The organism is Sphingomonas sanguinis NBRC 13937 (genome assembly GCF_001591005.1).
Taxonomy (GTDB): Bacteria; Pseudomonadota; Alphaproteobacteria; order Sphingomonadales; family Sphingomonadaceae; genus Sphingomonas; species Sphingomonas sanguinis.
Genome location: NZ_BCTY01000020.1, coordinates 1 through 26538, shown reverse-complemented (window position 1 = coordinate 26538; position 26538 = coordinate 1). Strand labels below are relative to the sequence as shown.

The 26538-nt window shown below is 63.6% G+C and carries 26 protein-coding genes; 13 read left to right on the top strand and 13 right to left on the bottom strand.

The annotated features are described in order from the left end of the window. Positions 1–109: 109 nt before the first annotated feature. The 10 genes from SSA01S_RS10085 to SSA01S_RS10035 all read right to left on the bottom strand — a co-directional run bounded on the left by SSA01S_RS10085 (position 110) and on the right by SSA01S_RS10035 (position 12279). A complete protein-coding gene (locus SSA01S_RS10085; protein WP_042469188.1) occupies positions 110–1939 on the bottom strand; it encodes a ParB/RepB/Spo0J family partition protein in 1830 nt (609 codons plus the stop codon). 44 nt (positions 1940–1983) lie between these two features. Then, positions 1984–2175, bottom strand: a complete 192-nt coding sequence (locus tag SSA01S_RS10080; protein WP_042469189.1) for a hypothetical protein — start codon at positions 2173–2175, stop codon at positions 1984–1986. Positions 2176–3124: 949 nt separating this feature from the next. Next, positions 3125–3442 carry a DUF6488 family protein gene (locus SSA01S_RS10070; RefSeq protein WP_042469191.1) on the bottom strand — a complete coding sequence of 106 codons (318 nt, stop codon included), beginning with the start codon at positions 3440–3442 and terminating at the stop codon, positions 3125–3127. Positions 3443–3486: 44 nt separating this feature from the next. Next, positions 3487–4089 (bottom strand): hypothetical protein, encoded by a 603-nt coding sequence (locus SSA01S_RS10065; protein WP_042469192.1) that lies wholly within the window; start codon positions 4087–4089, stop codon positions 3487–3489. Next, positions 4089–4736: a HupE/UreJ family protein gene (locus tag SSA01S_RS10060; protein WP_042469303.1), complete on the bottom strand. Its 648-nt coding sequence runs from the start codon at positions 4734–4736 to the stop codon at positions 4089–4091. The genes SSA01S_RS10065 and SSA01S_RS10060 overlap by 1 nt, the downstream gene beginning before the upstream one ends. A gap of 107 nt (positions 4737–4843) precedes the next feature. After that, positions 4844–8077 (bottom strand): efflux RND transporter permease subunit, encoded by a 3234-nt coding sequence (locus tag SSA01S_RS10055; RefSeq protein ID WP_042469194.1) that lies wholly within the window; start codon positions 8075–8077, stop codon positions 4844–4846. Further along, a complete protein-coding gene (locus SSA01S_RS10050; RefSeq protein ID WP_042469196.1) occupies positions 8074–9228 on the bottom strand; it encodes an efflux RND transporter periplasmic adaptor subunit in 1155 nt (384 codons plus the stop codon). The genes SSA01S_RS10055 and SSA01S_RS10050 overlap by 4 nt, the downstream gene beginning before the upstream one ends. Then, positions 9225–10484: a TolC family protein gene (locus SSA01S_RS10045; protein WP_042469198.1), complete on the bottom strand. Its 1260-nt coding sequence runs from the start codon at positions 10482–10484 to the stop codon at positions 9225–9227. The genes SSA01S_RS10050 and SSA01S_RS10045 overlap by 4 nt, the downstream gene beginning before the upstream one ends. A 53-nt stretch (positions 10485–10537) precedes the next feature. Beyond that, positions 10538–10912 (bottom strand): hypothetical protein, encoded by a 375-nt coding sequence (locus SSA01S_RS10040; RefSeq protein ID WP_061780292.1) that lies wholly within the window; start codon positions 10910–10912, stop codon positions 10538–10540. 41 nt (positions 10913–10953) lie between these two features. Further along, positions 10954–12279, bottom strand: coding sequence for an MFS transporter (locus SSA01S_RS10035; RefSeq protein WP_061780291.1), 1326 nt, complete (start codon positions 12277–12279; stop codon positions 10954–10956). 87 nt (positions 12280–12366) lie between these two features. On the opposite strand from SSA01S_RS10035, the gene SSA01S_RS10030 reads away from it, so the two are divergent. After that, the gene (locus tag SSA01S_RS10030; RefSeq protein ID WP_042469202.1) at positions 12367–12636 is read left to right on the top strand and encodes a metal-sensing transcriptional repressor; all 270 of its coding nucleotides are present in this window, start codon (positions 12367–12369) and stop codon (positions 12634–12636) included. Between the two features lie 61 nt (positions 12637–12697). Here SSA01S_RS10030 and SSA01S_RS10025 read toward each other — a convergent pair whose 3' ends face one another. Next, positions 12698–13657 (bottom strand): Abi family protein, encoded by a 960-nt coding sequence (locus tag SSA01S_RS10025; RefSeq protein ID WP_042469203.1) that lies wholly within the window; start codon positions 13655–13657, stop codon positions 12698–12700. A gap of 354 nt (positions 13658–14011) precedes the next feature. Between SSA01S_RS10025 and SSA01S_RS10020 the strand changes: the two genes are divergently transcribed. After that, complete coding sequence (locus tag SSA01S_RS10020) at positions 14012–14500, top strand: helix-turn-helix domain-containing protein (protein ID WP_061780290.1); 489 nt, start codon at positions 14012–14014, stop codon at positions 14498–14500. A gap of 337 nt (positions 14501–14837) precedes the next feature. On the opposite strand, the gene SSA01S_RS10015 is transcribed toward SSA01S_RS10020, so the two are convergent. Together SSA01S_RS10015 and SSA01S_RS10010 are read right to left on the bottom strand one after the other, a co-directional pair. After that, positions 14838–15398, bottom strand: coding sequence for a recombinase family protein (locus SSA01S_RS10015; protein ID WP_004213255.1), 561 nt, complete (start codon positions 15396–15398; stop codon positions 14838–14840). A gap of 170 nt (positions 15399–15568) precedes the next feature. Beyond that, complete coding sequence (locus SSA01S_RS10010) at positions 15569–15991, bottom strand: MerR family transcriptional regulator (protein ID WP_014072603.1); 423 nt, start codon at positions 15989–15991, stop codon at positions 15569–15571. A 76-nt stretch (positions 15992–16067) separates the two neighbouring features. Between SSA01S_RS10010 and SSA01S_RS10005 the strand changes: the two genes are divergently transcribed. From SSA01S_RS10005 to SSA01S_RS09955, 11 genes are all read left to right on the top strand, one after another. Beyond that, on the top strand, positions 16068–16463 hold the full coding sequence (locus SSA01S_RS10005) for a mercuric transporter MerT family protein (protein ID WP_014072602.1): 396 nt from the start codon (positions 16068–16070) through the stop codon (positions 16461–16463). Positions 16464–16475: 12 nt separating this feature from the next. Then, positions 16476–16805, top strand: coding sequence for a heavy-metal-associated domain-containing protein (locus SSA01S_RS19100; RefSeq protein WP_004213249.1), 330 nt, complete (start codon positions 16476–16478; stop codon positions 16803–16805). A 79-nt stretch (positions 16806–16884) separates the two neighbouring features. Then, positions 16885–18261 (top strand): mercury(II) reductase, encoded by a 1377-nt coding sequence (gene merA / locus SSA01S_RS09995; protein WP_021222959.1) that lies wholly within the window; start codon positions 16885–16887, stop codon positions 18259–18261. 91 nt (positions 18262–18352) lie between these two features. Then, positions 18353–21322, top strand: a complete 2970-nt coding sequence (locus SSA01S_RS09990; protein ID WP_061780289.1) for a Tn3 family transposase — start codon at positions 18353–18355, stop codon at positions 21320–21322. A gap of 187 nt (positions 21323–21509) precedes the next feature. Next, positions 21510–21842 (top strand): ArsR/SmtB family transcription factor, encoded by a 333-nt coding sequence (locus SSA01S_RS09985; RefSeq protein ID WP_042469209.1) that lies wholly within the window; start codon positions 21510–21512, stop codon positions 21840–21842. Positions 21843–21853: 11 nt separating this feature from the next. Continuing rightward, positions 21854–22282, top strand: a complete 429-nt coding sequence (gene arsC, locus SSA01S_RS09980; protein ID WP_042469211.1) for an arsenate reductase (glutaredoxin) — start codon at positions 21854–21856, stop codon at positions 22280–22282. Continuing rightward, positions 22282–23568, top strand: coding sequence for an arsenic transporter (locus SSA01S_RS09975; protein WP_042469213.1), 1287 nt, complete (start codon positions 22282–22284; stop codon positions 23566–23568). The genes arsC and SSA01S_RS09975 overlap by 1 nt, the downstream gene beginning before the upstream one ends. Next, positions 23565–23999, top strand: a complete 435-nt coding sequence (gene arsN2, locus SSA01S_RS09970) for an arsenic resistance N-acetyltransferase ArsN2 (RefSeq protein WP_042469214.1) — start codon at positions 23565–23567, stop codon at positions 23997–23999. The genes SSA01S_RS09975 and arsN2 overlap by 4 nt, the downstream gene beginning before the upstream one ends. Continuing rightward, entirely contained in the window at positions 23999–24775 is a 777-nt protein-coding gene (gene arsH / locus SSA01S_RS09965) for an arsenical resistance protein ArsH (protein WP_042469215.1), read from the top strand. The genes arsN2 and arsH overlap by 1 nt, the downstream gene beginning before the upstream one ends. 207 nt (positions 24776–24982) lie before the next feature. Beyond that, positions 24983–25252, top strand: coding sequence for an HU family DNA-binding protein (locus tag SSA01S_RS09960; protein WP_042469217.1), 270 nt, complete (start codon positions 24983–24985; stop codon positions 25250–25252). 261 nt (positions 25253–25513) lie between these two features. Beyond that, positions 25514–26281 (top strand): hypothetical protein, encoded by a 768-nt coding sequence (locus tag SSA01S_RS09955; RefSeq protein ID WP_042469218.1) that lies wholly within the window; start codon positions 25514–25516, stop codon positions 26279–26281. Positions 26282–26538: the final 257 nt, after the last annotated feature.

Below are 26538 nucleotides of genomic sequence, written 5' to 3'. Positions count from 1 at the left end.
GCAGCGCGCGCGACGGCCATGCAGAGCATGGCTGTCGCGCCGGCGAGGGGGCTGATGCTGGGCGGTTGGTCGAGAAAAGGGGGTGATTATCACCGCCCCCCGTATCCGTTTACGCCATTTCGTCGGCCTCCATGTCCTCGCCATCGAAGGCATCGGCGTCGGGATCGTCCAGTTCGTGCCGCTCGGGCTGGTCGAACGCCCCGATCTGCATCGGCGCGGGAAGCCAGTGCGAAGCGAGCCGCCCCGACACGTTGACCGCCAAGTCTGCCTTCTTCTTGATGGTTGCGCAGTTGTCGGCGCTGGCATCGCCGCATTCGGCGCGGAGTAGGTCGATAAGGGCCGCACGGCGCATCTTGTCGAACAGGGCGATGGGGGCTTGCCAGCGGGTCGCAATGTCCACGCCTGTCGCGCGGGCCACCTGCTCAAAGTGATGGTGACGCGCACCGGGGGCACCGCCTGCGAACAAGGTGCCGTCCACCGTCATCGCCACCAATCCGGCGAGTAGCGCCATCTTGTCGTCGTGACTCATGGCGCGAATGACCTCGAACCGGCCATCTGCTGGGACCGATGCGAAGCGGTCGGCCATCGTTTCTTCGACCTCCCGCACGTCGCTGGTCGCCATAAGGTCGTCGGCAACATCGGTCGCGATGGTCTTGGCCTGCACGTCTATCGCCATCTGATAGCTGTGCGCGCCGTGGAGTAGCTGACCCGCAAGGCTGTCCAGCAGCACATCCAGCGCCAGCGCCGGGTCGGCTGAAACCGCCTCCTGCACGATGCGGGTCTTGATCCGCGACAGGTCTGCAACAAGGCTGTTGCTGTAGAGCGGCTGCGGCTCGCCGCTGCTCGCCTTGGGCTTCGGCTCGGCCTTCGCGCGATAGAAGCTCTTGCCGAGCGATCCGTCATGCGAAACCCAGAGCGCCACGCCCCCGACCGCGACCTGCTCGGCATTGAACCCGCGCAAGCCCTCAGTGATCGCATCCCGCTGATCGGACAACGGCGCGATGCGGTCGCTGTCCTCGCCCTCGGCCTCGGCGATCTGTTCGATAGCGACGTCGATTGCCTCGATCCGCGCGGCCTCGTCCTCGGTCGGCTCGCGCGTGGCCGGATACAGGCTGCCCTTCATGTAAAGGTCGTAGGGCCGGTCCAGCGTGGCGCGGACCTCATGCCAACCGATCGCGCGATACTCGTCGGCGATACCGTCCAGCTTGTCCTCCGCCAGTTCCTGCACAAGCTCGGGATGGTCGGCAAACCCCTCGGCCCCTTGGCTGAACAGGTCTACCGTGATCGTCCCGCCCTTCGCCTCGTAGGCGTCGCGCCCGACGAAGATAAACGCGCCGCTGGTGGTGTCCACCTTCTCGGTGGTGAGCATCCGCCGGATGGTGTGGGCGTGGCCGTTCGCCGCCTTGCATACCTTCACCTGTTGGTCGTGGTCGTCAGTGAGGGTGAGCGCGCGCGCCGCCTCAAGCGACAACTGGTCCTTGGCGATCAGGTCGATCAGCGCCGGTGCCAGCGCGGAAAGGCGAAGCATCTTATAGACGAAGCTGACCGCCTGACCGAACCGGGCAGCGATTTCCTCGGCGTCCATGCCGGTATCGCGTAGCGCCGCAAAGGCGCGGATGCTGTCTGCCGGGTGCATGTCCTCGCGCTGGAAGTTCTCCGCGAGCGACAGTTCGATGGCCTCTTCCTTGGTGCGGACCTCGACGGGAAACGCGTCGCTGTTCTTGATCTGCTTGCGCTTCGCCAGTTCTTTGAGGCCGCGATAGCGCCGCCCTCCGGCGAACACATAGAACAGGCCCTCGTCCTCATAGGCGACAAGGTTTTGCAACAGGCCGTGCGCGGCAATGTCGTCGGCCATGCTCTCGACGGCGGAAGGCTTCACGCGCCGCTGATTGAGCGGGGAAAGGCGAAGCTGCGACAGCTTGACGGTGATGATACCCATGATGATGCTCCTGATCTGAATAAGGTTCGGTGATGGGGGAGGGGTCAGCCTTCGAGGCTCGCGAGTTCGTCAAACTCGGCCGATGCGCGCGCCGCGCCGTCCCCTGCGTAGGTCGCGCCGGAACGCGGATAGAAGAACACGCGCTCGCCACGGCGGTAGGGGGTGCCGTCCGCGCTGGTCCCGTCCACATTGGCCCGTTTCCAGTAGGGATCGCCCTTGTATCGGGTGTAAGCCATTCTCTTTCCTCCTTCTTCCTGCGGCTGAAAGCCGGTTGCCGCAGCAACCGGGTCTGCCTCTCCGGCGAGGAGCGGGATGGGGAGGGAGGAGGAAAATCGATGGCCTGGCGCGGGCAGGCCGCCTTAGCGCGGCCGACGCCCCTTAGGGCGTCGGGTGCCGCGCTTGGCGGACCACACGGGGCCGTCTATTTTCCTTCGGGAACGAAAGGGCAGCAGCCCTTGGTGTTCCCCGCGCTGGCGGGCCTCCGGGGGAGGGCCGTGGCGCTCTACAGGGGAGCGTCTCGCATCTTTGCGCGTCCGCAGGTGTGCCACGTGGCACACCTCACGCGAGGATCGTTACCCTTTGGGACGAGACGCCGGGACGGTGGCTCGGTCGGCGCGAACGCGCCGATAGGGCCGTGCCCGTCAGGGTCGCGCAGGGTCTTCAAGCCTGATGGTATGGATTTCGCCGTCTTCACCGCCGAAGCGTCAGACCCGCTCATTATCATCGGTGAGGATGTTGGCAGATGCGTAGGAGAGTGCGACCGCGCTCGAATGCGATCGTTCCTCCGGCCATGATCGCACGCGTGTGACGCCCCGTGAAGGGCTCTCCTGTCTTGGACGCCGCCAGAATCTCGGTCGGCCCGGACGGCAACCATGTCACGGCCATGCGCAAACCGTCGTCGAGGAAATCAATGTCGGCCCGGCTGCCGTCTGCGCATGTGACGTATCGCTGTTCCAAGACCCGCGTCATTGAGTGAGGTCGGTGTATCTCCGACGTGTCGCGAGTATTTGGTGACGGCTCCGAACAGCCAACGGTCATCATAAGTAGCGTGGCGGCGCAGATGCGCACGTCAACCATTCCGCTTCCTCATTAATCCGGACTCACGCCTCGCGGGTCCGTCGCCAAGTTGGCCGGCAACCCCGAAGGGCTGCCGGCTCGGGTATGGTCCCGCAACGAGCCGGTTATTCAGCTCGCCGAAGGGTTGGCGGAAACAACCTTGCCGTCCGCACCAATCACGACGTGAAGCGTGCGCCGTGCGACAGGCTCGGAGGGATTGGTGAAAGTCACGACGGTCTGACGCGCGCCGTTGGCGGTCCGCTGCGCGGTGCCCTCGACCTTTGCTTTGGACCAGCTCGGGGCGAGCTTGGATTGCGTCACCATGCGAACGACGTGCTGACGCGCCACCTCGGCGGGCGCTTGGCTATGCGCTTCCTCGTCGTGAACGGGATGGGCGGCGGCGGGGGCTGCGGCCAATACCGCGACGGCTAGGACTGCGTATTTCATGGGTAGTCTCCTCGTGGTGGAAAGGGTGGAGTGCATCGCTACGATCAGGATTTCGGCTTCGCAGCGAAGCTGCGGAACGTGCCGGTCGCCGTCACGGTGATGGTCACGGGCGCAGTGGTGCGGTTGCGCCAATACCATCCGTGCATCCCGTCGAAAGGAGCCTGGAAATCGCCCTTCTCGCCGGCGGACGATCCTTTCTCGTAGCTGGTGTATTTATCTGCCGGCGCGTCGTGTTCCTCGCCGTGAAGCTCGAAACGGACCTCCGGTCCGCCGGTCGACCAGGCGTAGGCGATCCGGTCGCCAGCGCGCATGTCTGCCTTCACTTCGCGACCTTCGTCGGGCTGGAGCGTGATCTTCACCTCGGCCGTCTGCGCGGTCGCCGGCACGCTCGACCTTGCAGCCGGCGAAGCCGGCGCCGTGGTCGCCGGGACTGTGGCGGTCTCGGCTGCATGTTCGGCCTGCTTGACCTCTCCCATGCGAGTGAGGCCGAGCAGGCGGCCCGTCCCGATCGGATCGACGCCGTATTCGGCGGGCAGGATCGTCGTCGCGAGCAGCGCGACGGCGACGCCGAAGGCAAGCGCCGTTGCCCGGTTGAGCTGGCGCAGCGTCGGGAGATCGCCGACGTTTGGCAGATTGGCGTTTTTCATCAGGCGTTCCCTTCGAGAATGAGGCCGGCGAGCTGGTAGCCGGTAAGGACGAAGCCCGCGGTCATCAGGACCACGTTCGCGGCAAAGGCATGTCGGCGGAAGCTGGCGGTGCGGCGCCAGTAGCCCATGACGATCAGGATCGCGGACAGAGCGAGTAACTGGCCGATTTCGACGCCGACGTTGAACGACAACAGATTCACCAAAAGGCCGTTCGATGGCAGCGCGAAGTCCTGGAGCTTGGTCGCGAGGCCGAAGCCGTGGAACAGGCCGAAGATCAGGACCGCGGCCTTGGCGTTAGGCTGGACGCCGAACCACCGCTGATAGGCACCGAGATTGTCGAGCGCCTTATAGACCACCGACAGACCGATAATCGCGTCGATCGCATAGGGACTGACGTGGGTGCCGAGCAGAACGCCGGCGATCAGCGTCGTGCTGTGGCCGATCGCGAACAGCGTCACGTAGGCGGCAACCTGCTTCATCCGGTAGAGGAAGAAGATCACCCCGAACAGAAACAGCAGATGGTCGTAACCTGTGACCATGTGCTTGGCGCCGAGATAGAGGAAGGCGCCAGGGGCGGGTCCGTTGATCGTTTCGATGAATGCCTGATCGCCTTCGGCGACCCCATGTGCATAGGCGGCGCTTGCCATGAACGTCGCGGTGGCGACGGCAAGGAACGTCGTCACCCCTCTCAAGTGCAGCGGGAGGCGCCACGGGCGGTTGGATGATGTTTCCACGGTAAATTGTCTCCGCTTCATCACGCGAGCGCGTGCGTCGGGGTGGCAGGGTCGGGGCGTCGCCGTTGCGACCACCGGCCCGCCAGGGCGGTGATCGCTGGCAGCACCAGCAAGGTCAGGGCGGTCGAAGTAATGAGGCCGCCGATGACGACGGTTGCGAGCGGCCGTTGCACCTCGGCACCTGTGCCGGTGGCGAGCGCCATCGGCACGAAGCCGAGCGATGCCACCAGCGCGGTCATCAGCACCGGGCGGACGCGCTCCATTGCGCCGTCCACGATCGCGTCATCGTCGCTCGCCCCTTCCTCGCGATGCTTCCCGATCGCGCTCATCATCACGAGGCCGTTGAGGACGGCGACGCCCGACAGGGCGATGAACCCGACCGCTGCGGTGATCGAGAAGGGGATGCCGCGCAGCAGCAGCGCAAACACGCCCCCGGCAAGCGCCATCGGCACCGCCGAGAACACGATCGCCGCCGACACGAAGCTGCCGAGCGCCATGTAGAGCAGGGCGTAGATCGCAATGAAGCAGATCGGCACCACGATCAGCAGGCGTAGCCGAGCCGATTGCAGGCTCTCGAAGGTGCCGCCCCACTCGGTATACATGCCAGCGGGGAGCTGCATCTGGCCGATCTTCGCCTGCGCTTCCTCGACGAACCCGCCAAGGTCGCGCCCACGCACGTTGATCTGCACGACCACCATCCGCTTGCCGTTCTCACGACTGATCTGGTTCAACCCTTGGGTGTAGTTGAACCGGGCGACCTGGCTTAGCGGGATCGAGCGCGCCACCTGACCTTCGGCAGCGGGCAGCATCACCGGGATCGACCCCAGCGTCTCAAGGTCGTCCCGCTGCGCGTCGGGCAGGCGGACCACGACGTCGAACCGCCGGTCGCCCTCGAACAGCAGCCCGGCCTCACGCCCGCCAAGCGCAGCCGAGACGGTGTTCGCCACCTCCTCGACCGACAGGCCGTAACGGCCCGCCGCCTGACGGTCGATCTGCACGTCGAAGGTCGGCGCGCCGGACGTCTGTTCGGCACTCACGTCGCCAGCGCCGGGGATCGTGCGCATGACGGCGGCGATGCGCTTCGCCTGTTCGCTCATCGCGTCGAGGTCGTCGCCGTAAAGTTTGATCGCGACGTCGGCGCGAACGCCGGCGATCAGCTCGTTGAAGCGCATCTGGATCGGTTGCTGGATCTCCGTCCGGTTGCCGATCAGCGGCTTCATCCGCTCCTCGATGCGGCGAAGAATGTCCTCCTTGCTTTTCACCTCCGTCGGCCACTCGTTCTCCGGCTTGGGGATGACGTAGGTATCCGACGCATTGGGTGGCATCGGATCGGTGCCGAGGTCGGCGTTACCGTTCTTGGAGAAGACCAGCGCCACCTCCGGCAGCGTCTTCAATGCATTCTCGATCTGGAGCTGCATCTGCGTCGATTGGTCGATCGACGCAGATGGCACGCGGAAGTTGGTGACGGTTATGTCCTTCTCGTCGAGCTGCGGCATGAACTCCTCGCCGAGGAAGCCAAAGCTCAGCACGGCCGCGACGAACACGCCGACACCGCCCAGGATGAAGGGCATCGGGCGGGCGACAGCCCGGCCCAGCACGGGGGCGTAGCGTTCCTTGAACCAGCGGATCGGCTTCACTTCCGTCTCACTGACCCGGCCCTTGACGACGATCGCGATCATCGCGGGAACGAAGGTAAGCGACAGGACGAAAGCAGAGGCGAGCGCCACCATCAACGTGATCGCCATCGGCGCGAACGTCTTGCCCTCAACGCCCTGGAAGGTGAGCAGCGGCACGAAGACGAGGAAGATGATGAGCTGACCATAAACGGTCGGCCGCACCATCTCCTTGGCCGCGAGCGTCGTTTCCTCCATCCGCTCTTCGCGGGTGAGAAGCCGGCCTTCATGCTCCTGGCGTTCGGCGAGGCGGCGAAGCGCGTTCTCGACGATGATGACGGCGCCGTCGACGATCAACCCGAAATCGAGCGCGCCGAGGCTCATCAGATTGCCCGACACGCCCAGCCCGTTCATTCCTGCGGCCGTCATCAACATGGTAATCGGGATGACTGCGGCGGTGATGAGCGCAGCGCGGATGTTGCCGAGCAGCAGGAACAGCACGACGATGACGAGCAGCGCGCCTTCGGTCAGGTTCTTTTCCACCGTCGCGATCGTCGCGTTGACGAGCTTTGAGCGGTTATAGACCGGCTCGGCGAACACGTCGGGCGGCAGCGCCTTGTTGATCTGCGTCAGCTTCTCGGCGGCGTCTGTCGCGACGATGCGGCTGTTGTCGCCTACCAGCATCAGCACGGTCGAGATGACCGCTTCCGATCCCATGCGACTGCCGGAGCCGGTGCGGACCGCACCGCCGATCACCACCTGGCCCACGTCCTTGACGCGAACGGGGACGCCGTTGCGGGTCGCGACGACGGCTTCCTGAATGTCTTCGATCGACTTCAGACGAGCATCGGCGCGGACAAGGAAGCTCTCGCCAGCGCGGCGGACATAGTTCGACCCGGCGGAGAGGTTGGCCCGCTCCATCGCATCCGCCAGCTCCGTGACGGACAATCCATAGCTGGCGAGCGCGTTGAGGTTCGGCTCGATCAGATATTGCTTCACATAGCCGCCGTTGGAATCGACGCCGGCGACGCCGCGCACCGCCCGCATCTGCGGGCGGATGATCCAGTCCTGCACCGTGCGGAGATAGGCGGCCTTCGCCAGTTCGGTGGTCAGCCGCTCGCCCTCGGGGGTGAGGTAGCTGCCGTCCGACTGCCAGCCCGGTTTGCCGTCGACCGTCTTCAGGCCCTTGCCGTCGGGATGGCGGAAGGCGACCGAATAGAAGAAGATCTCGCCAAGCCCGGTGCTGAGCGGCGCGAGGATCGGCTGCGCGTTGGCGGGAAGGCTGTCGCGCGACTGTGCGAGCCGTTCCGTCACCTGCTGGCGCGCAAAGTAAATATCGGTGCGGTCGGTAAAGACCGCTGTCACCTGGCTGAAGCCATTGCGTGAGATGGAGCGGGTCATCTCAAGCCCTGGTATTCCGGCAAGCGCCGTCTCCACCGGGAACGTCACCTGCTTCTCGATGTCGACCGGCCCCAGCGTCGGCGCGAAGGTGCTGATCTGGACCTGCCGGTTGGTGACGTCGGGCACGGCGTCGATCGGCAGCTTGGTGATCTGCCAGAGGCCGAAGCCGATGACGACGAGGGTCAGGAAGGCGACAAGCCATCGCATCCGGACCGAAAGGGAGAGGATGCGGCCGATCATTCCGCCGACTCCTTCTCGATCTCGGCCTTGAGAAGGAAAGCGTTGGTGGTGGCGATCTGCGTGCCGGCGGCAAGGCCGCCGGTGATCGCCACCATCCCGCCCGATCGGCTGCCGATCTGAACCGGCTGCGCGCGGAAGCCCTGGCCGGTGCGGACGAACACCACGCTGTCGCTGCCAAGCGTCTGCACCGCGTCTTGCGGCACCATCACGCCGCTCTTTGCGGCCCCGCCACTGGCGAGGATGCGAGCCTGAACAAGCTGGCCCGGGGCAAGCGTGCTGCCGCCGGCGGTCGGCGTGACGACGACCGTCGCGGTCCGCGATTGCGGATCGACGACGCCGGTCGCCGAACGCACCCGCCCTTCTATCGTGCGACCGTCTGTGGTGGTCAGCTCTACCCTGTCGCCTTCTCGGACACGGCCAGCATCGGCAGGCGGGACGCTTGCGGTAATCTGAAGCCGGCTCGGATCGGCGACGCGGAACAGCTCGGTTTCAGCCGCGACGAACTGGCCGAGATTGGCACCGGCATTGGTAACGCGCCCCGAAACGGGGCTGACGACCGCAACCGATCGACCGTCGCCCGACACGCGAGCCGCGCCCGCGGCGGCGCTAGCCCGGCGAGCGTCGGCCTGGGCGACGGCAAGGTTGGCCTGTGCCGATTCATAGTCGGCGCGGGGTGTCACACCCTGCGCGAGCAAACCGCGCTCTCGTTCGAGCTGACGCGCGGCGAGGGTGACGCGCGCGGATGCGGCCGAGCGGTCGGCTGCGATTTGTGAAGCGTCGCGGCTCTCGACCAATGCAAGGGTCTGGCCGGCGCGAACCGGATCGCCGATGCGGACCATGATACGGCTGACCGTGCCTGGCGCGCGCGCGGTCAGCACCGCCTCGGCGTCGGGCGTCGCCTCGACCGTGGCGGAGGCAAGGATCGCGGCGTCCAGCTCGCCGGATGCCGCCGGGGCTACAGTGATTTGCGATGCTGAAAGCGCCTGTTGCGTCATCGCGACCGTGTTCGACGGCTTTGCTGGCGCTGCGGCTTCCGTAGGGGCAGGGGCGGGGGTGGACGATTGGGTGAGGCGCGCAGCGCCGAACCCAAGCGCAGCGGCAGCGACCAGGCCAATGGCGGCGCCGGTGTAGAGACGATTTTTATCGGTCATTGCACCGCTTCTCCGGTGATGGTGAGGCCCTGCAGACGGGCCAGATTGGCGCGAGCGTCGAGGCGCGCTGCGGCGGCGTCGAGGATGACGCCACGGGCGACCCCGAGATTGTGACGCGCGGCAAGGAGTTCGATCAGCGGGCTTTTGCCCGCCTCGTAGGCCACGCGAGCGAGGCGATAGCCCTCTTGGGCGGTCGCCAACGTCCGCTGCGCGGCAGCGGCGCGAGCGTCGGCTGCCTCTACCAGTGCGAGACCAGCGCGTGTCCCCGCCTCGGCTTCGAGCCGGGCTGCTGCGGCACGCGCCTCGGCACCTTGCAGTTCGGCACGTGCCGCCGAGATGTTGCCCCGGTTGCGATCGAAGAGGGGCAGCGGGACGGATATGCCGGCAACGACGGCGGGGCCGCTCGCGACGCGAAGCTGGCGCACGCCGAGCTGCGCGGTGACGTTGGGGATGGCGAGGCGCTGTTGCACCGTCACCGCTCGCGCTGCGGCGTCCCGTTCGGCTTCTGCAACGCGCACCATCGTCGCCTGCATAGGGTCGATGGGGCCGAACGCCGGCTTGGCGTCGAGCCGATCCAAGAGTGATTCCGACAGGCCGGTGAAGGGGGTTGTAATACCGGCCAGCGCGGACAGGCGTGCCAGCGCGGCCGTCTTGAGGGCGCGCGCGTTTTCGAGGTCGGCCTGAAGCGTGTTGAGTTCTGTTTCAGCCTGCACCTGCCGGAGGCGGGCTTCCTTGCCAGCGCCGACCAAGGCGCGGGCCACCTTCAGGTCGTCGGTCGCCTCCTCAACTTCGTCCTCGGCAATAGCGATGCGCCGATCGGCGATCTCGGCGCCGGCATAGGCGCGTGCCAGCTCGGTCGCATAGACAAGGCGACCATCGCGATTGCGCGCCTGCGCCGCGACGATGCCGGCTTCACCGGCGGCGATCCGGGCTGATCGCTTGCCACCCAGCTCGATGGGCTGATCGATCTGGAACGTCGTTTGCTGCTGGTTGCGCGCGTTGCGATCGAGGTCGCCCGCGAAATTTTCGGCATAGACGTTGATCGACGGGTTAGGCCGCGCGCGAGCTTGCTCGGCAAGGCCCCGCGCGCGGGCGACGTCGGCTTCCAAGACCGTGACGCGGGGCACATCGCGCGTCTGGTTCAGAAGCTGTGCGAAAGGGGGCGCGGTCTGCGACCACGCTGCACCCGCGGGCCATAGCGCCGCGAGCGTGCCGGCCAGCGCAAGCACGCGCTGCCGGCGATAACTGCCGTTCATAATCCATAATCCTCCAGGGGTAAGTCTGTCGGCGCGTCACGCGCCGGCGAGACTCATCCGCGGGGAGGGCGCAGGAGCTTGGAAGGATCGATACCGCTCGCCAGCGATGTGGTGAGGATCGACCACGCGCGAGCGGCGACGATCGCCGGCACTTTCGCAGTCGTCGGCCCGTCGAAGGCGACCCAATGACCAGCGGCATGAGCGAGAACATGCACCGGACTGTCGCCGCCAGTCTGCTTGGCGGGAGCGTGATCGTTATGCTCGGCCGCAGCCGCATGGTCATGGTCATGGTCGACGGCGGCGACTTGCACGGGCACATGGTCATGGACCATCGCGCTGTGCCACGACGACGCCGCGACGAGGCCGAGCATGGCGACGAGCGCCAGCACGGCTCCGAACAGCGCGGAAGAGGAACGACGCATCGCCATCGTGCGCAGCGTAGGCGGACGTTGGGAACGGGGCAAGGAAATCACTTACCCGGCCATTTTGGATGGCGACGGTCGATCACATAGGGATGTTCGCCGTGGCTGTGGACCGCGAGATGCGGATCATCGGCGGCGAGGTCGCTATGTTCATGCGCGATCACGTCGGGGTCGTTCGCGGGCCATATACGGACGGCGACGAGGGTGCCGATCGCAGCAAGAACGGCCATCGCACCGAACGCCGCCTCCATTCCGACGCGAGCGCCGAGCTGGCCGACGAGCGGATAGCAGACCAGCCAGCAGACGTGGCTGAGTGCGAATTGTGCCGCGAACAATGCGGGGCGATCATCGGCGTTCGCCGACCGACGTAGCAGCCGTCCCGATGGCGTGACGCTCGCTGAATAGGCGACGCCCAGCACCAACCATCCGCCGAGCAGGACATGCCAGTAGGCCGGGCCTGGCTGCATGATGGCGGTGATCGCGGCGAGGGCCGCGAGCGCCAACGTCAGGATAGCGGCGGCGACCAGCATGACGGTCCGATCCGCAATCCGATCGAGGATACGAGGCAGGGTCAGCGCAGCGGTGATCGAGCCGCCCCCGAAGGCGGCGAGGGTCAACGCGACGTCGCGCTGGCTTAGGCCCATGCCTTTCACGATAACGACGGTGTTGACGATCACCATTGCGCTCGCGGCGGCAGCGGTGAGGGTCAGCGCCAGCAATCCGCGCAGGCGAGGCGTCGCGAGGTATATACGCGTGCCCCGCGTCGTCTTGTCGTAGATGCCGCCCTCGGCCTCAACCGGCGCCGGTCGGGGCAGGACGGTCGATACGACCAGCAGCGCCGACGCGACAAAGCCTATCGCGGTGCCCGAGAACAGCCAGTGGTAGCTCATCACCGTCAAAAGACCGGCCGCGAGGATCGGGCTCGTCAGGCTCTCCATGTCATAGGCGAGGCGGGACAGGGACAGCGCGCGGGTATAGTCGCGTTCCTCCGGGAGGACGTCCGGGATCGTAGCCTGAAAGGTTGGCGTGAACGCGGCCGATGCCGATTGCAGGACGAAGATCAAGATATAGACCTGCCAGACTTGGTTCACGAACGGCAGGCAAATGGCGACACCGGCGCGGATCACGTCCATTCCGACCAGCAAGGCACGGCGTGGCACGCGATTGGCGAACGCGCCGGCGATCGGCGCGACGCCGATATAGGCGACCATCTTAATCGCAAGCGCAGTCCCCAGCACCGCCCCGGCACTGCCGCCAGCTATGTCGTAAGCGAGCAAGCCGAGCGCGACCGTCGCCAGTCCCGTTCCTACAAGCGCGATGATCTGCGCGAGGAAAAGGTGCCGATACGTGCGGTTGGCGAGGACACTGAGCATGATCGCGCTATATCCCCCCCGGGGGATCGAGTCTATCCCCCCTGGGGGATACTCGACAGCAGCCCCTCACGCGCACTAAATAAGGGGATGGCCCATCACGCTCACACCAGCCACCCCGCAATCGTCAAACGGCTCAACCGCGTCGCTGGTCATCTGCGTAGCATCGTCGGCATGATCGAAGAGGAGCGCCCCTGCGTCGATATTGCGCAACAGCTTCAAGCGGTCGAAAACGCCATCGCCAGCGCCAAGCGCGCGCTCATCAACGATCATATCGACCATTGCCTAGTCCATGCCGAAGAAGGTGAGGGGACCAAGGCGGCGGTGGAGCAGTTCCGCGCGATCTCAAAATACTGGTGATGCGCCGCGCGGCGAGGGGTGTGCCACGTGGCACACCTCCTGAAGACCGCTACCGGGCGCATTAGGCCCAGATCGCTTCCTGATCCCAGCCTTCGAGAAACCCGCCCTGCGCGGCGCTGGCGAATGGCATTTCGGGGAAGGAAAGCCAATGTGCTTTCATCCGGCCACTCCACGATGTGCCCGGATTGATCCGCTTGGCGAGATAGGAGGCAACTGCCGCCGCGCCATAGACACGGTTCCGCTGCACGACGTCGTTGCCGATATGGACCATGCGCGGCGCCTCGAACGCTTTGGGCACCTGGGGCTGGTTGATGATGCCGGTATTCCACAGCCGGGAATGATGCGCGCTGATGTTGCGCACGAAGGCAAGGCTCTTGATCCAGCTCACCAGCGTGTCGGGGAGCAGATTATAGCGTTTTGCGATGGCGAAACGGTCGTTGGGATGCGCCATTTCGAGCAGCCAGGATAGCGTTCCAAAATCCCATGCCTCGACAGCCATCCAGATCGGCATTGGCGGCGTGTAGGTATTGTAGAACTCCGACACCCAATCGTCTTTACAGCGGTCGACGGAATCGTCCGCCTTCGCCAACCAGCTCAGGTGCCGGGTCGTGCCTTTAAAATTAGCGTTCGCACGATTGGGATCGAGGTAGGCGACCGATCGATGGGCGAACAGGTCACGATTCCCGAGCGCATGGGCGAGATCGACGCGCAGCGCGACTTCGATCCGTTCGATGGCATCGAGGAAGAGCAAGCGGAGCTGCTTGTCGAAGAGATAGAGATCGACGGCATGGCGAAACTCGGCACCGGCTTGAAACTGGTCGGTGCGAATGGTGCGCGTGGCATCGTCGGGATCGGGGATGCGCTCTTGCAGCGGTTGCCAATAGGGCGACAGGCGACCGTAGCCGATTCGCTCAAGATGGCGGATGGCTTTGGCTTGGTCGGTGACGCCCAAACCGCGGCCTTCAAGGAGGGCGAGCTGGTCGGCGAAGCTGAGATGGGGTTTGGCGTAGGGCGGAAGCATCGCCCCAGATATGAAGAAGGCCGCCCCTTGATGCCATAGGCAACAGCGGGGACGGCCATGTTGTCCTCTATCTAGATGTTCGGGTCTGAGGATTCAATTAAAAATTGACGGCGGGTCGCCGCGTGACCGCTCGGGCGAGGCAAACGCGCTCCGACAAATTTTGGGGGAGGCAAATCTGTCTCCGCCCTATATGCTTCCTTATCCTGATTACACGGTATCGTGTTTACGGGCTCACTGTGCTTCGTGAGACATTGGTGCCTCCCTCACTAGGGACAACAATGTCTCCGAGTGGGCGACGTTTTTGTCTCCCCACCCCCTCTGGAAATGGTGCGCGAATGTGCTATTTCCACCATCATGAGCAAGCAACCCGACGATACCACAAAGGAGGCAGGATCGAACGTCTTTTCGATCGCGGCGGTGGCGAAGCCGAAGAAGCGGAAGGACAAGTGGCCGGATGCCGTCCTGTCGCGTGGCTACAGCATGATCCCGTCGATCCTGTTGTGGGGCCAGGCCAAGATGGGTCTGAAGCCTGACGAGTTGAACGTGCTGCTTCAGCTCATCAGCCATTGGTGGTCGGCCGATCACGATCCGCATCCTGCCAAGGACACGATCGCCCGCCGTATGGGCAAGGACGCACGGACGGTTCAGCGGCACCTGACCGCGTTGGAGACGAAGGGTTTCATCAAACGGGTCGAGCGCTTCAAGCGGCACAAGGGCCAGGACAGCAATGGCTACGATCTGTCCGGACTGATCGCCAAGCTGGAGACGATCGCGCCGGAGTTCGAGAAGGTGACGGATCAGAACAAGCGCCGACGCGCGAAGGCTGAGACGAAAACGGCATAGGTTTCAAGGATCGCGCGCCGCGAAAGCGGCGTGTGGGGCCGGTCAGTCCAAGGCCGGTTCGGAACGTAGGGATTGGCGCTTCGGGCAGAAGCATGGCCCCCTTCCAAAAGGGGTAATGACGCCGCCAATCCCTACGCTCGCTGATTTAGCACAGCGGGGCGCTGACCCCAAACCCCGGGGAAGCTCATGAGCTATACCGAAGAGACACGCCAATCGACCTGCCCTTCATGCGGCAAGCTCAACCATGTCATCGTGGCCTATGCCGGGGACTATCGGGCGTCACCTCAAGCTTTGTACGCTGAACAACGATTTTCCGGACATAATGTGAACATTGGTGTCAGGCAGCGGCGCGAAGGTACTGGTAGAGGGTTTCGCGGCTGATGCCCATGTCGCGCGCGATGGTCGCCTTGCGTTCACCGGCGGCAACGCGGCGGTGCAGATCGGCAATCATCTCATCCGAGAGCGACCGTTTCCGCCCCCGATAGGCGCCGCGCTGCCGAGCGATCGCAATGCCTTCGCGTTGCCGTTCGCGGATCAGGGCGCGCTCGAACTCAGCAAACGCACCCATGACCGAGAGCATCAGATTGGCCATCGGGGAGTCCTCCCCCGAGAAGGACAGGCTTTCCTTCTCAAACTCGATCCGGATACCTCGCTTGGTGAGGCCCTGGACCAGCTTGCGCAGGTCATCCAGATTGCGGGCCAACCGATCCATGCTGTGGACGACGACGGTATCGCCTTCGCGGGCGAAAGTGAGCAGAGCCTCAAGCTGGGGGCGGTTGACGTCCTTGCCCGATGCCTTGTCGGTGAAGGTCCGATCGAGCGACTGACCTTCCAATTGGCGATCCACATTCTGATCGAACGTGCTGACCCGGACATAGCCGATCCGTTGCCCCTTCACTGCGCACTCTCTCCATCAAAATGTCAGGTTGAAATCTATGATACGCAACGACATTCGTCAACAAATTCCGTTTAGTACCCTAATCTGACAGAAACCGCGGTAGCGCCCTGACGTCCGGTTAGGCTATACTCCAAGCTGACATCACGAAATCAAATCCCTCAAAGATGGCGTCAATTGCCTTGATGGGGTAAAAACTGGAGTGCTTCCAGGATGGGACATTCGGCAACGTCATCTCCAGTGCATCTGGCTAACGTGGTCGCCAGCGTCACCTCTATCTTCTGCAAATCTGCAATGCGGCGGCGGACATCTTCAAGGTGGAGTTCGGTTCTCGCCATAACCTCCGCGCAGGTTTGTGCACCGGTATCGGTGAGCGACAACAATGACCGTATCTCATCCATTGCATAGCCAAGGTCGCGCGCGCGCAGGATGAACTGCAACCTTTGCACCAGTTCCGGCGAATAGACGCGGTAGCCGTTGGAACTGCGAGGCGGCCCCGGCAGCAATCCCACCTTCTCGTAATAGCGGATGGTTTCGAGATTGCAGCCTGTTTTCCGGGCAAGCTGGGCACGCAAGATGCCGACCTGTTGCTCCATGAAAATACCTCTTGAGTCTGTAGTGGCTACAGAGCCTACACTGCGAATCACTCAGTTGGAACAAGGGATTCAAGCCATGGTCTCAACGCCGGAAGCGGGACAGCCAGCCCTCACCGAAAACCACGAGCCGAAGCAGGCAAACTGGGTTGCGGCGGGCGCATTGATCGGCGCGGGGCTCGCCTCGGCTTGCTGCGTCGTCCCGCTACTGTTGGTTATGCTCGGAATTTCCGGCGCGTGGATCGCCAACCTGACGGCGCTCGAACCTTACAAGCCCTATGTCGCAGGCGTAACGCTCGCGCTGCTCGGCTACGGCTTCTGGCATGTCTATTTCAAGCCGAAACCGCCCTGTGAAGACGGTTCCTACTGCGCTCGTCCACAATCGGCTTGGACCACCAAGGCGGTGCTGTGGCTGGGCCTTGCCGTCGCCATCCTGGCGCTCACCATCGACTGGTGGGCACCCTGGTTCTATTGAAAGGAAATACCCATGAAAAAGACAGTATGTATCGCTATGGCCGTGCTGGCTATGGCTGGCGGCGGGGTCGCCTATGCAGTTAGTGGCACGGCGCAAGATCGCCCCGCGGCTACCGCAACCGCTCAGAAGCAAACCACCTTTGCCATAGAGAACATGACCTGCGCCACCTGCCCGATCACCGTGAAGAAGGCGATGGAAGGCGTCGCCGGGGTAACGGCGGTCACGGTCGATTTCGCAGCCAAGACCGCGCGCGCAACCTATAACCCGCGCCGCACCAATGCTGCTGCGATTGCCGCTGCATCAACCAACGCGGGTTATCCGGCGCGCGCTATTCAAAACTGAGCGGGGCGCCGCCAGCGCCTCAAGAAAGCGATAAGCAATGAACGACTGTTGCAACCGCCCCGGGCAGGAAGGATTTGACGTGGCCGTCATCGGCGCGGGTTCTGCCGGGTTCTCCGCCGCGATCGCCGCTGCCGATCTGGGCGCGAAAGTGGCGCTCGTCGGTCACGGCACGATTGGCGGCACCTGTGTCAATGTTGGCTGCGTTCCTTCCAAGACGCTGATCCGCGCCGCCGAAGCGGTGCATGGTGGGCTTGCCGCCGCGCGCTTTCCCGGCCTTGGGGGCGCTGTCCAGATGGATGACTGGTCCGTATTGGCGGCGTCGAAGGACGATCTTGTCACGACGCTGCGCCAAAAAAAATATGTCGATCTGCTGCCCGCCTATGACGGTGTGAGCTATATCGAGGGCAAGGCACGCTTTGCCGATGGTGCGCTGATTGTCGGCGATGCGCCCATGAAGGTCGGCAAGGTCATATTGGCGATGGGTGCGCACGCCGCCGTGCCGCCGATTCCGGGGATGGACAGCGTGCCCTACCTAACCAGCACATCGGCGCTGGCGCTGGATCGCTTGCCCAAATCGCTGCTGGTGATCGGTGGCGGGGTGATCGGGGTAGAACTGGGACAGATGTTTTCGCGTCTGGGCGTTGATGTCACCATCTGCTGCCGAAGCCGCCTGCTCCCCGAAATGGACCCGGAAGTGAGTGCCGCGCTGAAAAACTATTTGGAAGCCGAGGGCGTGCGGGTTTGCGCAGGTGTCGGCTATCAGCGTATCGCCCAAACACAGAGCGGGGTCGAATTGACCTGCGAGGGGCATTGTGACACCGTCGCGGCGGAACAGGTGCTCATCGCCACCGGACGCCGACCCAATAGCGACGGGCTTGGGCTGGAGGAGCGCGGCATAGTGCTTGCCCGTAATGGTGGAATCGTCGTCGATGACCACCTCGAAACGTCGGTTCCAGGCATTTACGCGGCGGGCGATGTAACGGGACGGGACCAGTTCGTCTACATGGCCGCCTATGGCGCAAAACTGGCCGCGCGCAACGCGGTGACGGGCAACCAATACCGCTACGACAATTCCTCCATGCCATCCGTCGTCTTCACCGACCCGCAAGTCGCCAGCGCCGGCCTCACTGAAACGACAGCACGGGCGCAAGGCCTGGACATCAAGGTTTCGCTGCTCCCGCTCGATGCTGTGCCAAGGGCACTGGCAGCACGCGATACGCGGGGTCTCATCAAACTGATTGCCGACAAGGCGAACGACCGTTTGCTGGGCGGCCAGATCATGGCACCCGAAGGCGCGGATTCGATCCAGACACTGGTGCTGGCGATCAAACACGGCATGACCACCCTGGAATTGGGTGCAACGATATTTCCTTACCTGACCACTGTGGAAGGCCTCAAACTGGCGGCCCAAACGTTTGATAAGGATGTCGCCAAACTGTCTTGCTGCGCCGGGTGATTGTTCGGGGATCAACCGGCAACGAATGGCCTCCCTCCAGTGCAAGCCGCTTTGGTGTCAATTTTGTTATTCGCCTCAGCGGGAGAGCAAAATGGCACGACGCCGACTTCTGACCGGAGACGAGCGCCGGCGCCTGTTCGATCCTCCTGTCCAAGAAACCGCGATCATTGGGCATTATACCCTTTCTGCGGAAGATGTTGAATTGGTTGGGCGCCGCTATGGTCCAGCAAATCGCCTCGGTCTGGCTGCACAAATCGCTTTGATGCGACATCCCGGCTTTGGTCTGCAACCCGAGATCGGGCTTCCCGACGTCATTCTTCAGTACCTCGCGGCACAGTTATTCGTCGATCCTTCCTCCTTCTCTGCATATGGTCAGCGCGCGCAAACCCGTACCGATCATGCCGATCTCGTGGCGCGTTATCTTGGCATACGCCCGTTTCGACGCGGCGACCTGGCACTTGCCCTGAATCTTGCCGCGCAAGCCGCCGAGTATACAGACAGAGGTGAACCGATTGTTCGCGCCCTCATGGTTGGCCTGAAGGGTGAGCGGTTCATTCTTCCGTCGGGCGACACACTGGAACGCGCCGGTCTTGCTGGCCGGGCACGCGCACGCAAAGCTGCCGCAGCCGCAATCGTCGAAGGCCTCAGCTCTGCTGAACTGACACGGCTAGACGAACTCGTAATCAACAACCCGGATTTCGGCATGACACCGCTGGCGTGGTTGCGTAATTTCGAAGAAGCCCCGACTGCGGCCAATATCAATGGCTTGCTTGAGCGCCTGCGCTATGTTCGCGGCATAGGTATCCACCCGGTAGTTGGGGGCGCCATTCCGGAATTCCGCTTTGCCCAATTTGTCCGCGAGGGCGGCGTGGCACCGGCATTCCTGCTTTCGGATTACAGCGTCAATCGCAGGCGGGCGACGTTGACGGCCGCAGTGATCGACCTTGAGGCCAGACTTGCCGATGCCGCGATCCAAATGTTTGACCGACTTATCGGCGGCATGTTCACGCGCGCGCGGCGTGGGCGCGAGCGTCGCTACCAAGATAGTATTCAGTCGGTGGGGCAACTCATGCGGCTGTTTGGCGCCACGATTACAGCACTTGATGAGGCTGTCCAGAATGGCGGCGATCCGCTCGAATTGATTGACGAAGCGGTGGGCTGGCACCGGCTTGTTGCGGCAAAGGCCCAAGTAGATGCCCTTGCTGATCTTGCCGGCGAGGACGCACTGGTAACGGCAACCGAGCGTTACGCCACGCTACGGCGTCTCAGCCCGGCATTTCTGGACACCTTCACCTTCAAGGCGTCTGGAACAGGGACGGCACTGATCAAAGCCATCGATGTCATTCGCGATGCGAACACACGAAAGTCGCGCGACCTTCCCGATGGCGTTCCACTGCCATTCCCCAATCGGCAGTGGAAGCGTCTCATCACCGAAAGCGGCCGTATCGACCGCCGACGTTATGAAATTGCGATCATGGCAACCTTGCGTGATCGTTTGCGCGCCGGTGATGTATGGATCGAGGGAACCCGCAACTATCAGCGCTTCGATGCCTATTTGCTGGGTCGGCGCGACGCCGCCAAAGTGGCGGATGTGCTTCCGTTCGATTCAAATGCTGCATCCTACCTCGCTGACCGGGCACGAAATCTTGACTGGCGGCTGCGCCGATTTGCCAAGCAGTTGAAAACAAACAAGCTTGAGGGAGTGTCGCTCGAACGAGACCGGCTCAAGCTTCAGCAAATGCCGCCTGTCACCCCACCGGAAGCTGAAGCCCTCGATCGCAAGCTCGATACCCTGCTTCCCCGCGTGCGCATCACCGAGCTGCTGCTTGAAGTCGCCGAACGCACTGGTTTTTTGAACGCATTCCGTGACCTGCGCTCAGGCAAGGAGCACGACAACCCCAGCACGGTACTCGCCGCAATTCTGGCTGATGGCACCAACCTCGGGCTGGAGCGGATGGCCAATGCCAGCGAAGGCGTCAGCTATGCCCAACTCGCATGGACCCACAACTGGTATCTTTCACCCGAGAACTATCAGGCCGCGCTGGCCATGATCATCTCAGCCCATCACGAATTACCCTTCGCGCGGCATTGGGGCGCTGGCACCAGTTCGTCGTCCGATGGCCAGTTCTTCCGGTCGGGGCGGAGCCGTTCAGGGGCGGCGGACGTCAATGCCAAATATGGCGCCGAACCTGGCGTGAAAATCTATTCTCACCTTTCCGATCACTTCGCATCATTCGGATCACGGATCATGTCCGCGACGGCAGGTGAAGCGCCTTACGTGCTCGACGGGCTTGTCCTGGGCGCCGGCAACCTTCCGTTGCATGAGCACTATACCGATACCGGCGGCGCCACCGATCATGTTTTCGCACTCTGCCACCTACTCGGGTTCCGCTTCGCGCCCCGGCTGCGCGATATTGGCGACCGCAAGCTGGGTTCGATCGCTGCGCCATCGACATACAAGGGCATCAAAAATCTGATGGGCCGCACCATCAAAACGGCAGCGATCGAGGCCGATTGGGATGACATCGTCAGGATTGTCGCCTCAATCAAGGATGGCACGGTGGCGCCGTCAGTAATCTTGCGAAAACTTGCCGCCTACAAACGCCAGAACAGGCTGGATTTTGCATTGGCTGAACTGGGCCGTATCGAGCGCACTTTGTTCACGCTCGATTGGCTTGAACAACCGGAACTGCGACGTGCCTGTCAGGCCGGTCTCAACAAAGGCGAGGCGAGGCACACGCTTGCCGCCGCCATCTATACCAACCGGCAGGGTCGGTTCACCGATCGCTCGCTGGAAAATCAGGAATTTCGCGCATCTGGGCTGAACCTGCTGATTGCGGCGATTTCCTACTGGAACACGGTCTATCTCGACCGGGCCGCCCAGCACCTCAACGCTGTCGGCACGACGTTCGATGCGGCACTGCTTGCGCACCTTTCTCCGATGGGCTGGGCGCACATCAGTCTGACCGGCGATTACCTCTGGGAGCAGGCCAGGCGACTTCCAGCAGGTGAATTCCACCCACTCAACGAGCCAATGGCGCGGTTGAAGCGTGTAGCGTAGCCCATGTTCCGCTTATGTCCGAGAAATCGTTGTCTGGCGAACAAACCTTGAGGTGACGCCTGGTAGCCGCAACAGGGTCGCTGCTTGTCGCATCAACCAAGCCCTGGCCCCAACCATCCCGGCCAACGACCGGTAAGGCAGGGTATACGGGGCTGGACACACCAAGCATATCCATTATGCTGGATATATGGAAAACGAGGATGCCATCTCGGCGCTGGGTGCTCTTGCACAAGGAACGCGCCTTGACACGTTCCGCCTCTTGGTACGGCACGAACCGGATGGTTTGGCTGCCGGCGATATCGCGCGTCAGCTCGACGTGCCGCAGAACACCCTGTCGGCGCACCTCGGCATCCTCGCCCGCGCTGGCCTGGTCCGCTCCGCACGGCATAGCCGCTCGATCATCTACCGTGTCGATCTGGACGGCCTGCGCGCGCTGACGCTGTTCCTCGTCAAGGACTGCTGCGCCGGCAATGCGGAGCTGTGCGCGCCGCTCGTCGCCGAACTCACCCCCTGCTGCTGAAAGGACGCCCTGTGGCCGTCGATGTCGTCGTCTATCACAACCCCGAGTGCGGCACGTCGCGCAACACGCTCGGCCTTATTCGCAACGCCGGCATCGAGCCGCACGTGGTCGAGTATCTGAAAACCCCTCCAGCCCGCGCGTTGCTGGTCGAGCTGATCGATCGCGCCTGCATGACACCCCGCGAACTGCTGCGCGAGAAGGGGACGCCCTATGCGGAGTTGGGCTTGGGCGACACGTCGCTATCCGACGACGCGCTGGTGGACGCGATGATGGCGCATCCGATCCTCATCAACCGGCCGCTGGTCGTATCGCCGCTCGGCGTGAAGCTCTGCCGGCCCTCCGAAGCCGTGCTCGACCTGCTGCCGACCAATCAGCTCGGAGCGTTCGCAAAGGAAGACGGCGAGCAAGTGGTGGACGCATCGGGCCAGCGCGTCGCCTGATGCTCCTTGCTGTCCTGATCTTCGTTGCGACGATCGCGCTCGTCATCTGGCAACCCAAAGGCCTCGGGATCGGGTGGAGCGCGATGGGCGGGGCCGTCGTGGCGCTGCTTGCAGGCGTCGTCACGCTGTCCGACGTGCCGGTGGTGTGGGGCATCGTCTGGAACGCAACAGCCGCGTTCGTCGCGATCATCGTTATCAGCCTACTCCTCGATGAAACCGGATTCTTCGAATGGGCGGCGCTCCATGTCGCGCGCTGGGGGAGGGGGCATGGTCGCCGGCTGTTCGTTCTGATCGTGCTGCTCGGTGCGGCGGTGTCCGCGCTGTTCGCCAACGACGGCGCGGCGCTGATCCTGACGCCGATCGTCATCGCCATGCTGCGGGCGCTGGGCTTCAACGACAAGGCGACGCTGGCGTTCGTCATGGCGGCGGGGTTCATCGCCGACACCGCCAGCCTACCGCTGGTCGTGTCGAACCTCGTCAACATCGTGTCGGCCGACTTCTTCCGGATCGGGTTCGGCGACTATGCGTCCGTGATGGTGCCGGTCGACCTGGTGTCGATCGCAGCGACGCTTGGCGCGCTGCTGCTGTTCTTCCGGCGCGACATACCGGCGGATTATGACGTAGGCGCGCTGCGCGCGCCGCGTGACGCGATCCGCGATGCCGCGACATTCCGCGCGGGCTGGATCGTTCTTGCACTGCTGCTCGCCGGCTTCTTCCTGCTCGAACCGCTCGGCGTCCCTGTCAGCGCCGTCGCCGCTGCCGGCGCGATCCTGCTGCTGGTGATCGCGGGGCGAGGCCATGTGATCCCAACGGCCAAGGTGCTGCGCGGCGCACCCTGGCAGGTCGTGATCTTCTCGCTCGGCATGTACCTGGTCGTCTATGGCCTGCGAAACGCCGGCCTGACCGACCATCTGGCAGCACTGCTGGATCGCACCGCGCAAGGCGGCGTGTGGGGCGCGGCGCTAGGAACGGGCGTCATCGCAGCGGTCCTGTCGTCGGTTATGAACAATATGCCGACGGTGCTGGTGGGCGCGCTCTCGATCGACGCCACGCACGCGAGCGGCGCGATCAAGGAAGCGATGATCTACGCCAATGTGATCGGCTGCGATCTCGGCCCCAAGCTGACGCCGATCGGCTCACTCGCGACGCTGCTCTGGCTCCATGTCCTCGGGCAAAAGGGCGTGCGGATCGGATGGGGCTATTACTTCCGTGTCGGCGTCACGCTCACCGTACCGGTGCTGCTCATCACGCTCGCGGCGCTTGCAATCAGGATTAGCATCGCATGACCAGAACGGTCGCCACGTTGCTCGAACCTGCCGGTCTGGCTGGCTTGGCACAATTGCTCGATGCCGCGGACCTGCCGAGTGCCGATATCGCCGATCCCGGCCGCCTGATCATCCGGATTGAGGCCGATAGCCTCGTCGGTTTCGGTGGGCTCGAGGGAGAAGGGTCCGACCGCTTGCTCCGCTCGATCGTCGTCGTCCCCGATCGACGTCGACATGGCCTCGGGCGGGTGTTGGTCGCCGCCCTCGAACGACAGGCACACGACCTCGGGGTGGAGCGCCTGCACCTCCTGACGACCACGGCCGCACCATTCTTCCGGGCGCTCGGCTATGCCGATGCCGATCGCGGCGCTGCTCCCTCGGCCATCGCCGCATCGCGCGAATTCACCGCACTGTGCCCCGCGTCGGCCGCCTACCTCGTGAAAGCCCTCTGATGCCGCTCCGCACGCTCGCCGATCCCAATATCATGCCGGCGCTCGATCCGGCCTATGCCATCCAGCGACCCGCCGTGAGGCTCGGCCCGCTCGATCCCGCGCCGCGTATCCTTCTGCTCTACGGTTCGCTGCGCGAACGGTCCTTCTCCCGGCTGTGCGTTGAGGAAGCGGCACGCCTGCTCCGGTTCTTCGGCTGCGAGACGCGCATCTTTGATCCATCGACCCTGCCGCTGCCTGACCAACATGCTGGCGACGACCATCCGGCCGTCCACGAGCTGCGCGAGCTGTCCTTATGGTCGGAAGGGCAGGTGTGGTGCAGCCCGGAGCGGCATGGCCAGATCACGAGCATTATGAAGCTTCAAATCGATCATCTGCCGCTTTCTATGGGCGGGATGCGTCCGACACAGGGGCGCACGCTGGCGGTCATGCAGGTGTCGGCCGGATCGCAATCGTTCAACAGCGTCAACACGCTGCGCGTGCTGGGTCGCTGGATGCGAATGATCACGATCCCGAACCAATCGAGCGTTGCCAAGGCGTTCAACGAGTTTGATGACGCGGGGCGCATGAAGGCGTCCAGCTACTATGACCGGATCGTGGATATGATGGAGGAACTGGTGCGGTTCACGGTGCTGCTGCGCCCGCACGCGGTTCAGCTTGTTGATCGCTACTCAGAGCGGAAAGCGGCGGGCGTGCCAATCGACCGCGCGACCGATCTGTCGAGCATAGCGATTGCGGCCAAACCGCGTGGCCGGCACGCCGTCAAGGCAGGCGGCTGATGCGACGTTTGCCGAAGCGAGCCACGCTAATGTGGTCCCGCCGGCTAATCCGGCTTGTGCTCTGCGCTTTGAGAAACCTACGGGTTTCAACCTGCGTGGCCGGCCTCCCCAGGCGTCAGCTGGATCGTCGAGCGCTACCTGTCTTGCGCTGACGCGATTATCGCTTCAGGTCGCTACAGCGACAGATGAAGGGGAGCGTGCTTGACGATGAACACCAAGGATCTGGCCAAGGACGTTGCCGCCAAGCGGGGCGTCACCGAGAAGCAGGCCCTCGAGGTCATGGCTGGGCTCCTCGAGGGTATCGCGGAGGCGGCCGCCAAGGGTGAGGAGATATCGCTTCCCGGCTTCGGCAAATTCAAGGTGAAGGACACGCCCGAGCGCTCCGGGCGCAATCCGTCGACCGGCGAGGCGATCACGATCGCGGCGTCGAAGAAAATCACATTCACGCCGGCCAAGGCGCTTAAGGACCGACTGTAGGCTCGACAGCACCGGCCGGCGTCGCCCGGCCACGTGTTGGATGTTCACGAATTATTCGCTATCTAAGGCGTTGGAGAATGACAGGCGCGTGAACACTGCCAAATCTATGCGGCTGGCCCGGCAGGTGAAGGGGAGGTTCGGCACGTGGGCGGCCGTGCGTCAGGCCTCGCGCGTCGAGAACGGCGTATATGTGGTCGATCCAAGCGCTGGCGGTGACCGCGACAGCAAGGATGTAGCGGTTCCCGCCACGGCGTAACGGCCGTGACGTTCAGCTACTCGCTGTTCCTCGCACTGCTGCTGCTTTTCCTGGGGCTCTGCTTCTGGGCAGGGTGGCGCGTCGGCGAGCGCACCGATTTCCTCAGCCCAACCCCGGACCGGCCGAACTCTACGGTGACGCTGTTCATCGTGGTGTTCGGCACCATCGCAGGGCACCTTCTGGGAACCGGCTTCTTCGCCGCCCAGGCGGCATGGTGCCGGGCGACAAGCGTCTGTTTCGACCCCGGCTTCGATCCAAATATCTATCGCGCGCTCGCCCGCGGCGGCGCTGGGGCACGCGATGCGTCCGACCTCGCGCTGGAAATGTGGCTTTTCGCGATGCTCCTCATCGGAGCCGCGACGGGCTCGATCGCGCACTGGTTGGTGCAGCGGGAAGCAGTTAGCGGGAAGACCGACGCGATCGCGTTCGGCTGGCTCAACCCGGCCGTCCAAGCGGTCAAGAAGGGAGACTCGTTTGTCGTCGCCTATGTGCTGACAAAGACGAGCCACGAGTGCTTCACGATCGCATACGAGGGCACCGTCCAGCAGCTCGCGCTGGACGAGGAACAATCGATCAGGTTCGTCGTCCTGAACGACGTCGACCGATTCCTCGTCAAGATATCTGAGAACGGCCTCGAGCGTGTGGACGCGCCGTCGACGCCGATCACGCAGCTTCAGATCACCGCGGTCGAGATCGCCAACGTCGCGCTTGAGGTAGTACGGGCGCCAGACATGGATGTTGCGGCAATCGAGGCTGAAGACGCGGGTTCATAACGCGGCGTTCGAGATCGTCAGACGTCCGTCAGACCTGTCTCCATCCATAAAGTCTAAATCCAAAAAGCTCTGCATTTAACATAATCAATATTATCGGACTAGCAAATTGTAGGTGCTAAGTAGAAATGACACTCCTCCGCTAGATAGAAAAGGCACAACGAGTGCCAGCGGGTCGCCGGTGTCATGGCCATCCTCGGCAGCGAGGATGTGCAAGCGATGACGGTGCTGACAATGAGTGCTGCCGAGGTGAGCCGGTA

Excerpts from the sequence above, each read along its gene's own strand:
- arsH (WP_042469215.1), top strand. The coding sequence starts at position 23,999 with ATGCCGCTCCGCACGCTCGCCGATCCCAATATCATGCCGGCGCTCGAT.
- SSA01S_RS10010 (WP_014072603.1), bottom strand. The coding sequence starts at position 15,991 with ATGGAGCAACAGGTCGGCATCTTGCGTGCCCAGCTTGCCCGGAAAACA.
- SSA01S_RS10045 (WP_042469198.1), bottom strand. The coding sequence starts at position 10,484 with ATGAACGGCAGTTATCGCCGGCAGCGCGTGCTTGCGCTGGCCGGCACG.
- SSA01S_RS10025 (WP_042469203.1), bottom strand. The coding sequence starts at position 13,657 with ATGCTTCCGCCCTACGCCAAACCCCATCTCAGCTTCGCCGACCAGCTC.
- SSA01S_RS10005 (WP_014072602.1), top strand. The coding sequence starts at position 16,068 with ATGGTCTCAACGCCGGAAGCGGGACAGCCAGCCCTCACCGAAAACCAC.
- SSA01S_RS10070 (WP_042469191.1), bottom strand. The coding sequence starts at position 3,442 with ATGAAATACGCAGTCCTAGCCGTCGCGGTATTGGCCGCAGCCCCCGCC.
- SSA01S_RS09975 (WP_042469213.1), top strand. The coding sequence starts at position 22,282 with ATGCTCCTTGCTGTCCTGATCTTCGTTGCGACGATCGCGCTCGTCATC.
- SSA01S_RS10065 (WP_042469192.1), bottom strand. The coding sequence starts at position 4,089 with ATGAAAAACGCCAATCTGCCAAACGTCGGCGATCTCCCGACGCTGCGC.
- arsN2 (WP_042469214.1), top strand. The coding sequence starts at position 23,565 with ATGACCAGAACGGTCGCCACGTTGCTCGAACCTGCCGGTCTGGCTGGC.
- SSA01S_RS10050 (WP_042469196.1), bottom strand. The coding sequence starts at position 9,228 with ATGACCGATAAAAATCGTCTCTACACCGGCGCCGCCATTGGCCTGGTC.
- SSA01S_RS10055 (WP_042469194.1), bottom strand. The coding sequence starts at position 8,077 with ATGATCGGCCGCATCCTCTCCCTTTCGGTCCGGATGCGATGGCTTGTC.
- SSA01S_RS10085 (WP_042469188.1), bottom strand. The coding sequence starts at position 1,939 with ATGGGTATCATCACCGTCAAGCTGTCGCAGCTTCGCCTTTCCCCGCTC.
- SSA01S_RS19100 (WP_004213249.1), top strand. The coding sequence starts at position 16,476 with ATGAAAAAGACAGTATGTATCGCTATGGCCGTGCTGGCTATGGCTGGC.
- SSA01S_RS09960 (WP_042469217.1), top strand. The coding sequence starts at position 24,983 with ATGAACACCAAGGATCTGGCCAAGGACGTTGCCGCCAAGCGGGGCGTC.
- SSA01S_RS09985 (WP_042469209.1), top strand. The coding sequence starts at position 21,510 with ATGGAAAACGAGGATGCCATCTCGGCGCTGGGTGCTCTTGCACAAGGA.
- SSA01S_RS10040 (WP_061780292.1), bottom strand. The coding sequence starts at position 10,912 with ATGGCGATGCGTCGTTCCTCTTCCGCGCTGTTCGGAGCCGTGCTGGCG.
- SSA01S_RS10060 (WP_042469303.1), bottom strand. The coding sequence starts at position 4,736 with ATGGCAAGCGCCGCCTATGCACATGGGGTCGCCGAAGGCGATCAGGCA.
- SSA01S_RS10030 (WP_042469202.1), top strand. The coding sequence starts at position 12,367 with ATGGCCCATCACGCTCACACCAGCCACCCCGCAATCGTCAAACGGCTC.
- SSA01S_RS10020 (WP_061780290.1), top strand. The coding sequence starts at position 14,012 with ATGAGCAAGCAACCCGACGATACCACAAAGGAGGCAGGATCGAACGTC.
- SSA01S_RS10080 (WP_042469189.1), bottom strand. The coding sequence starts at position 2,175 with ATGGCTTACACCCGATACAAGGGCGATCCCTACTGGAAACGGGCCAAT.
- SSA01S_RS09990 (WP_061780289.1), top strand. The coding sequence starts at position 18,353 with ATGGCACGACGCCGACTTCTGACCGGAGACGAGCGCCGGCGCCTGTTC.
- SSA01S_RS10035 (WP_061780291.1), bottom strand. The coding sequence starts at position 12,279 with ATGCTCAGTGTCCTCGCCAACCGCACGTATCGGCACCTTTTCCTCGCG.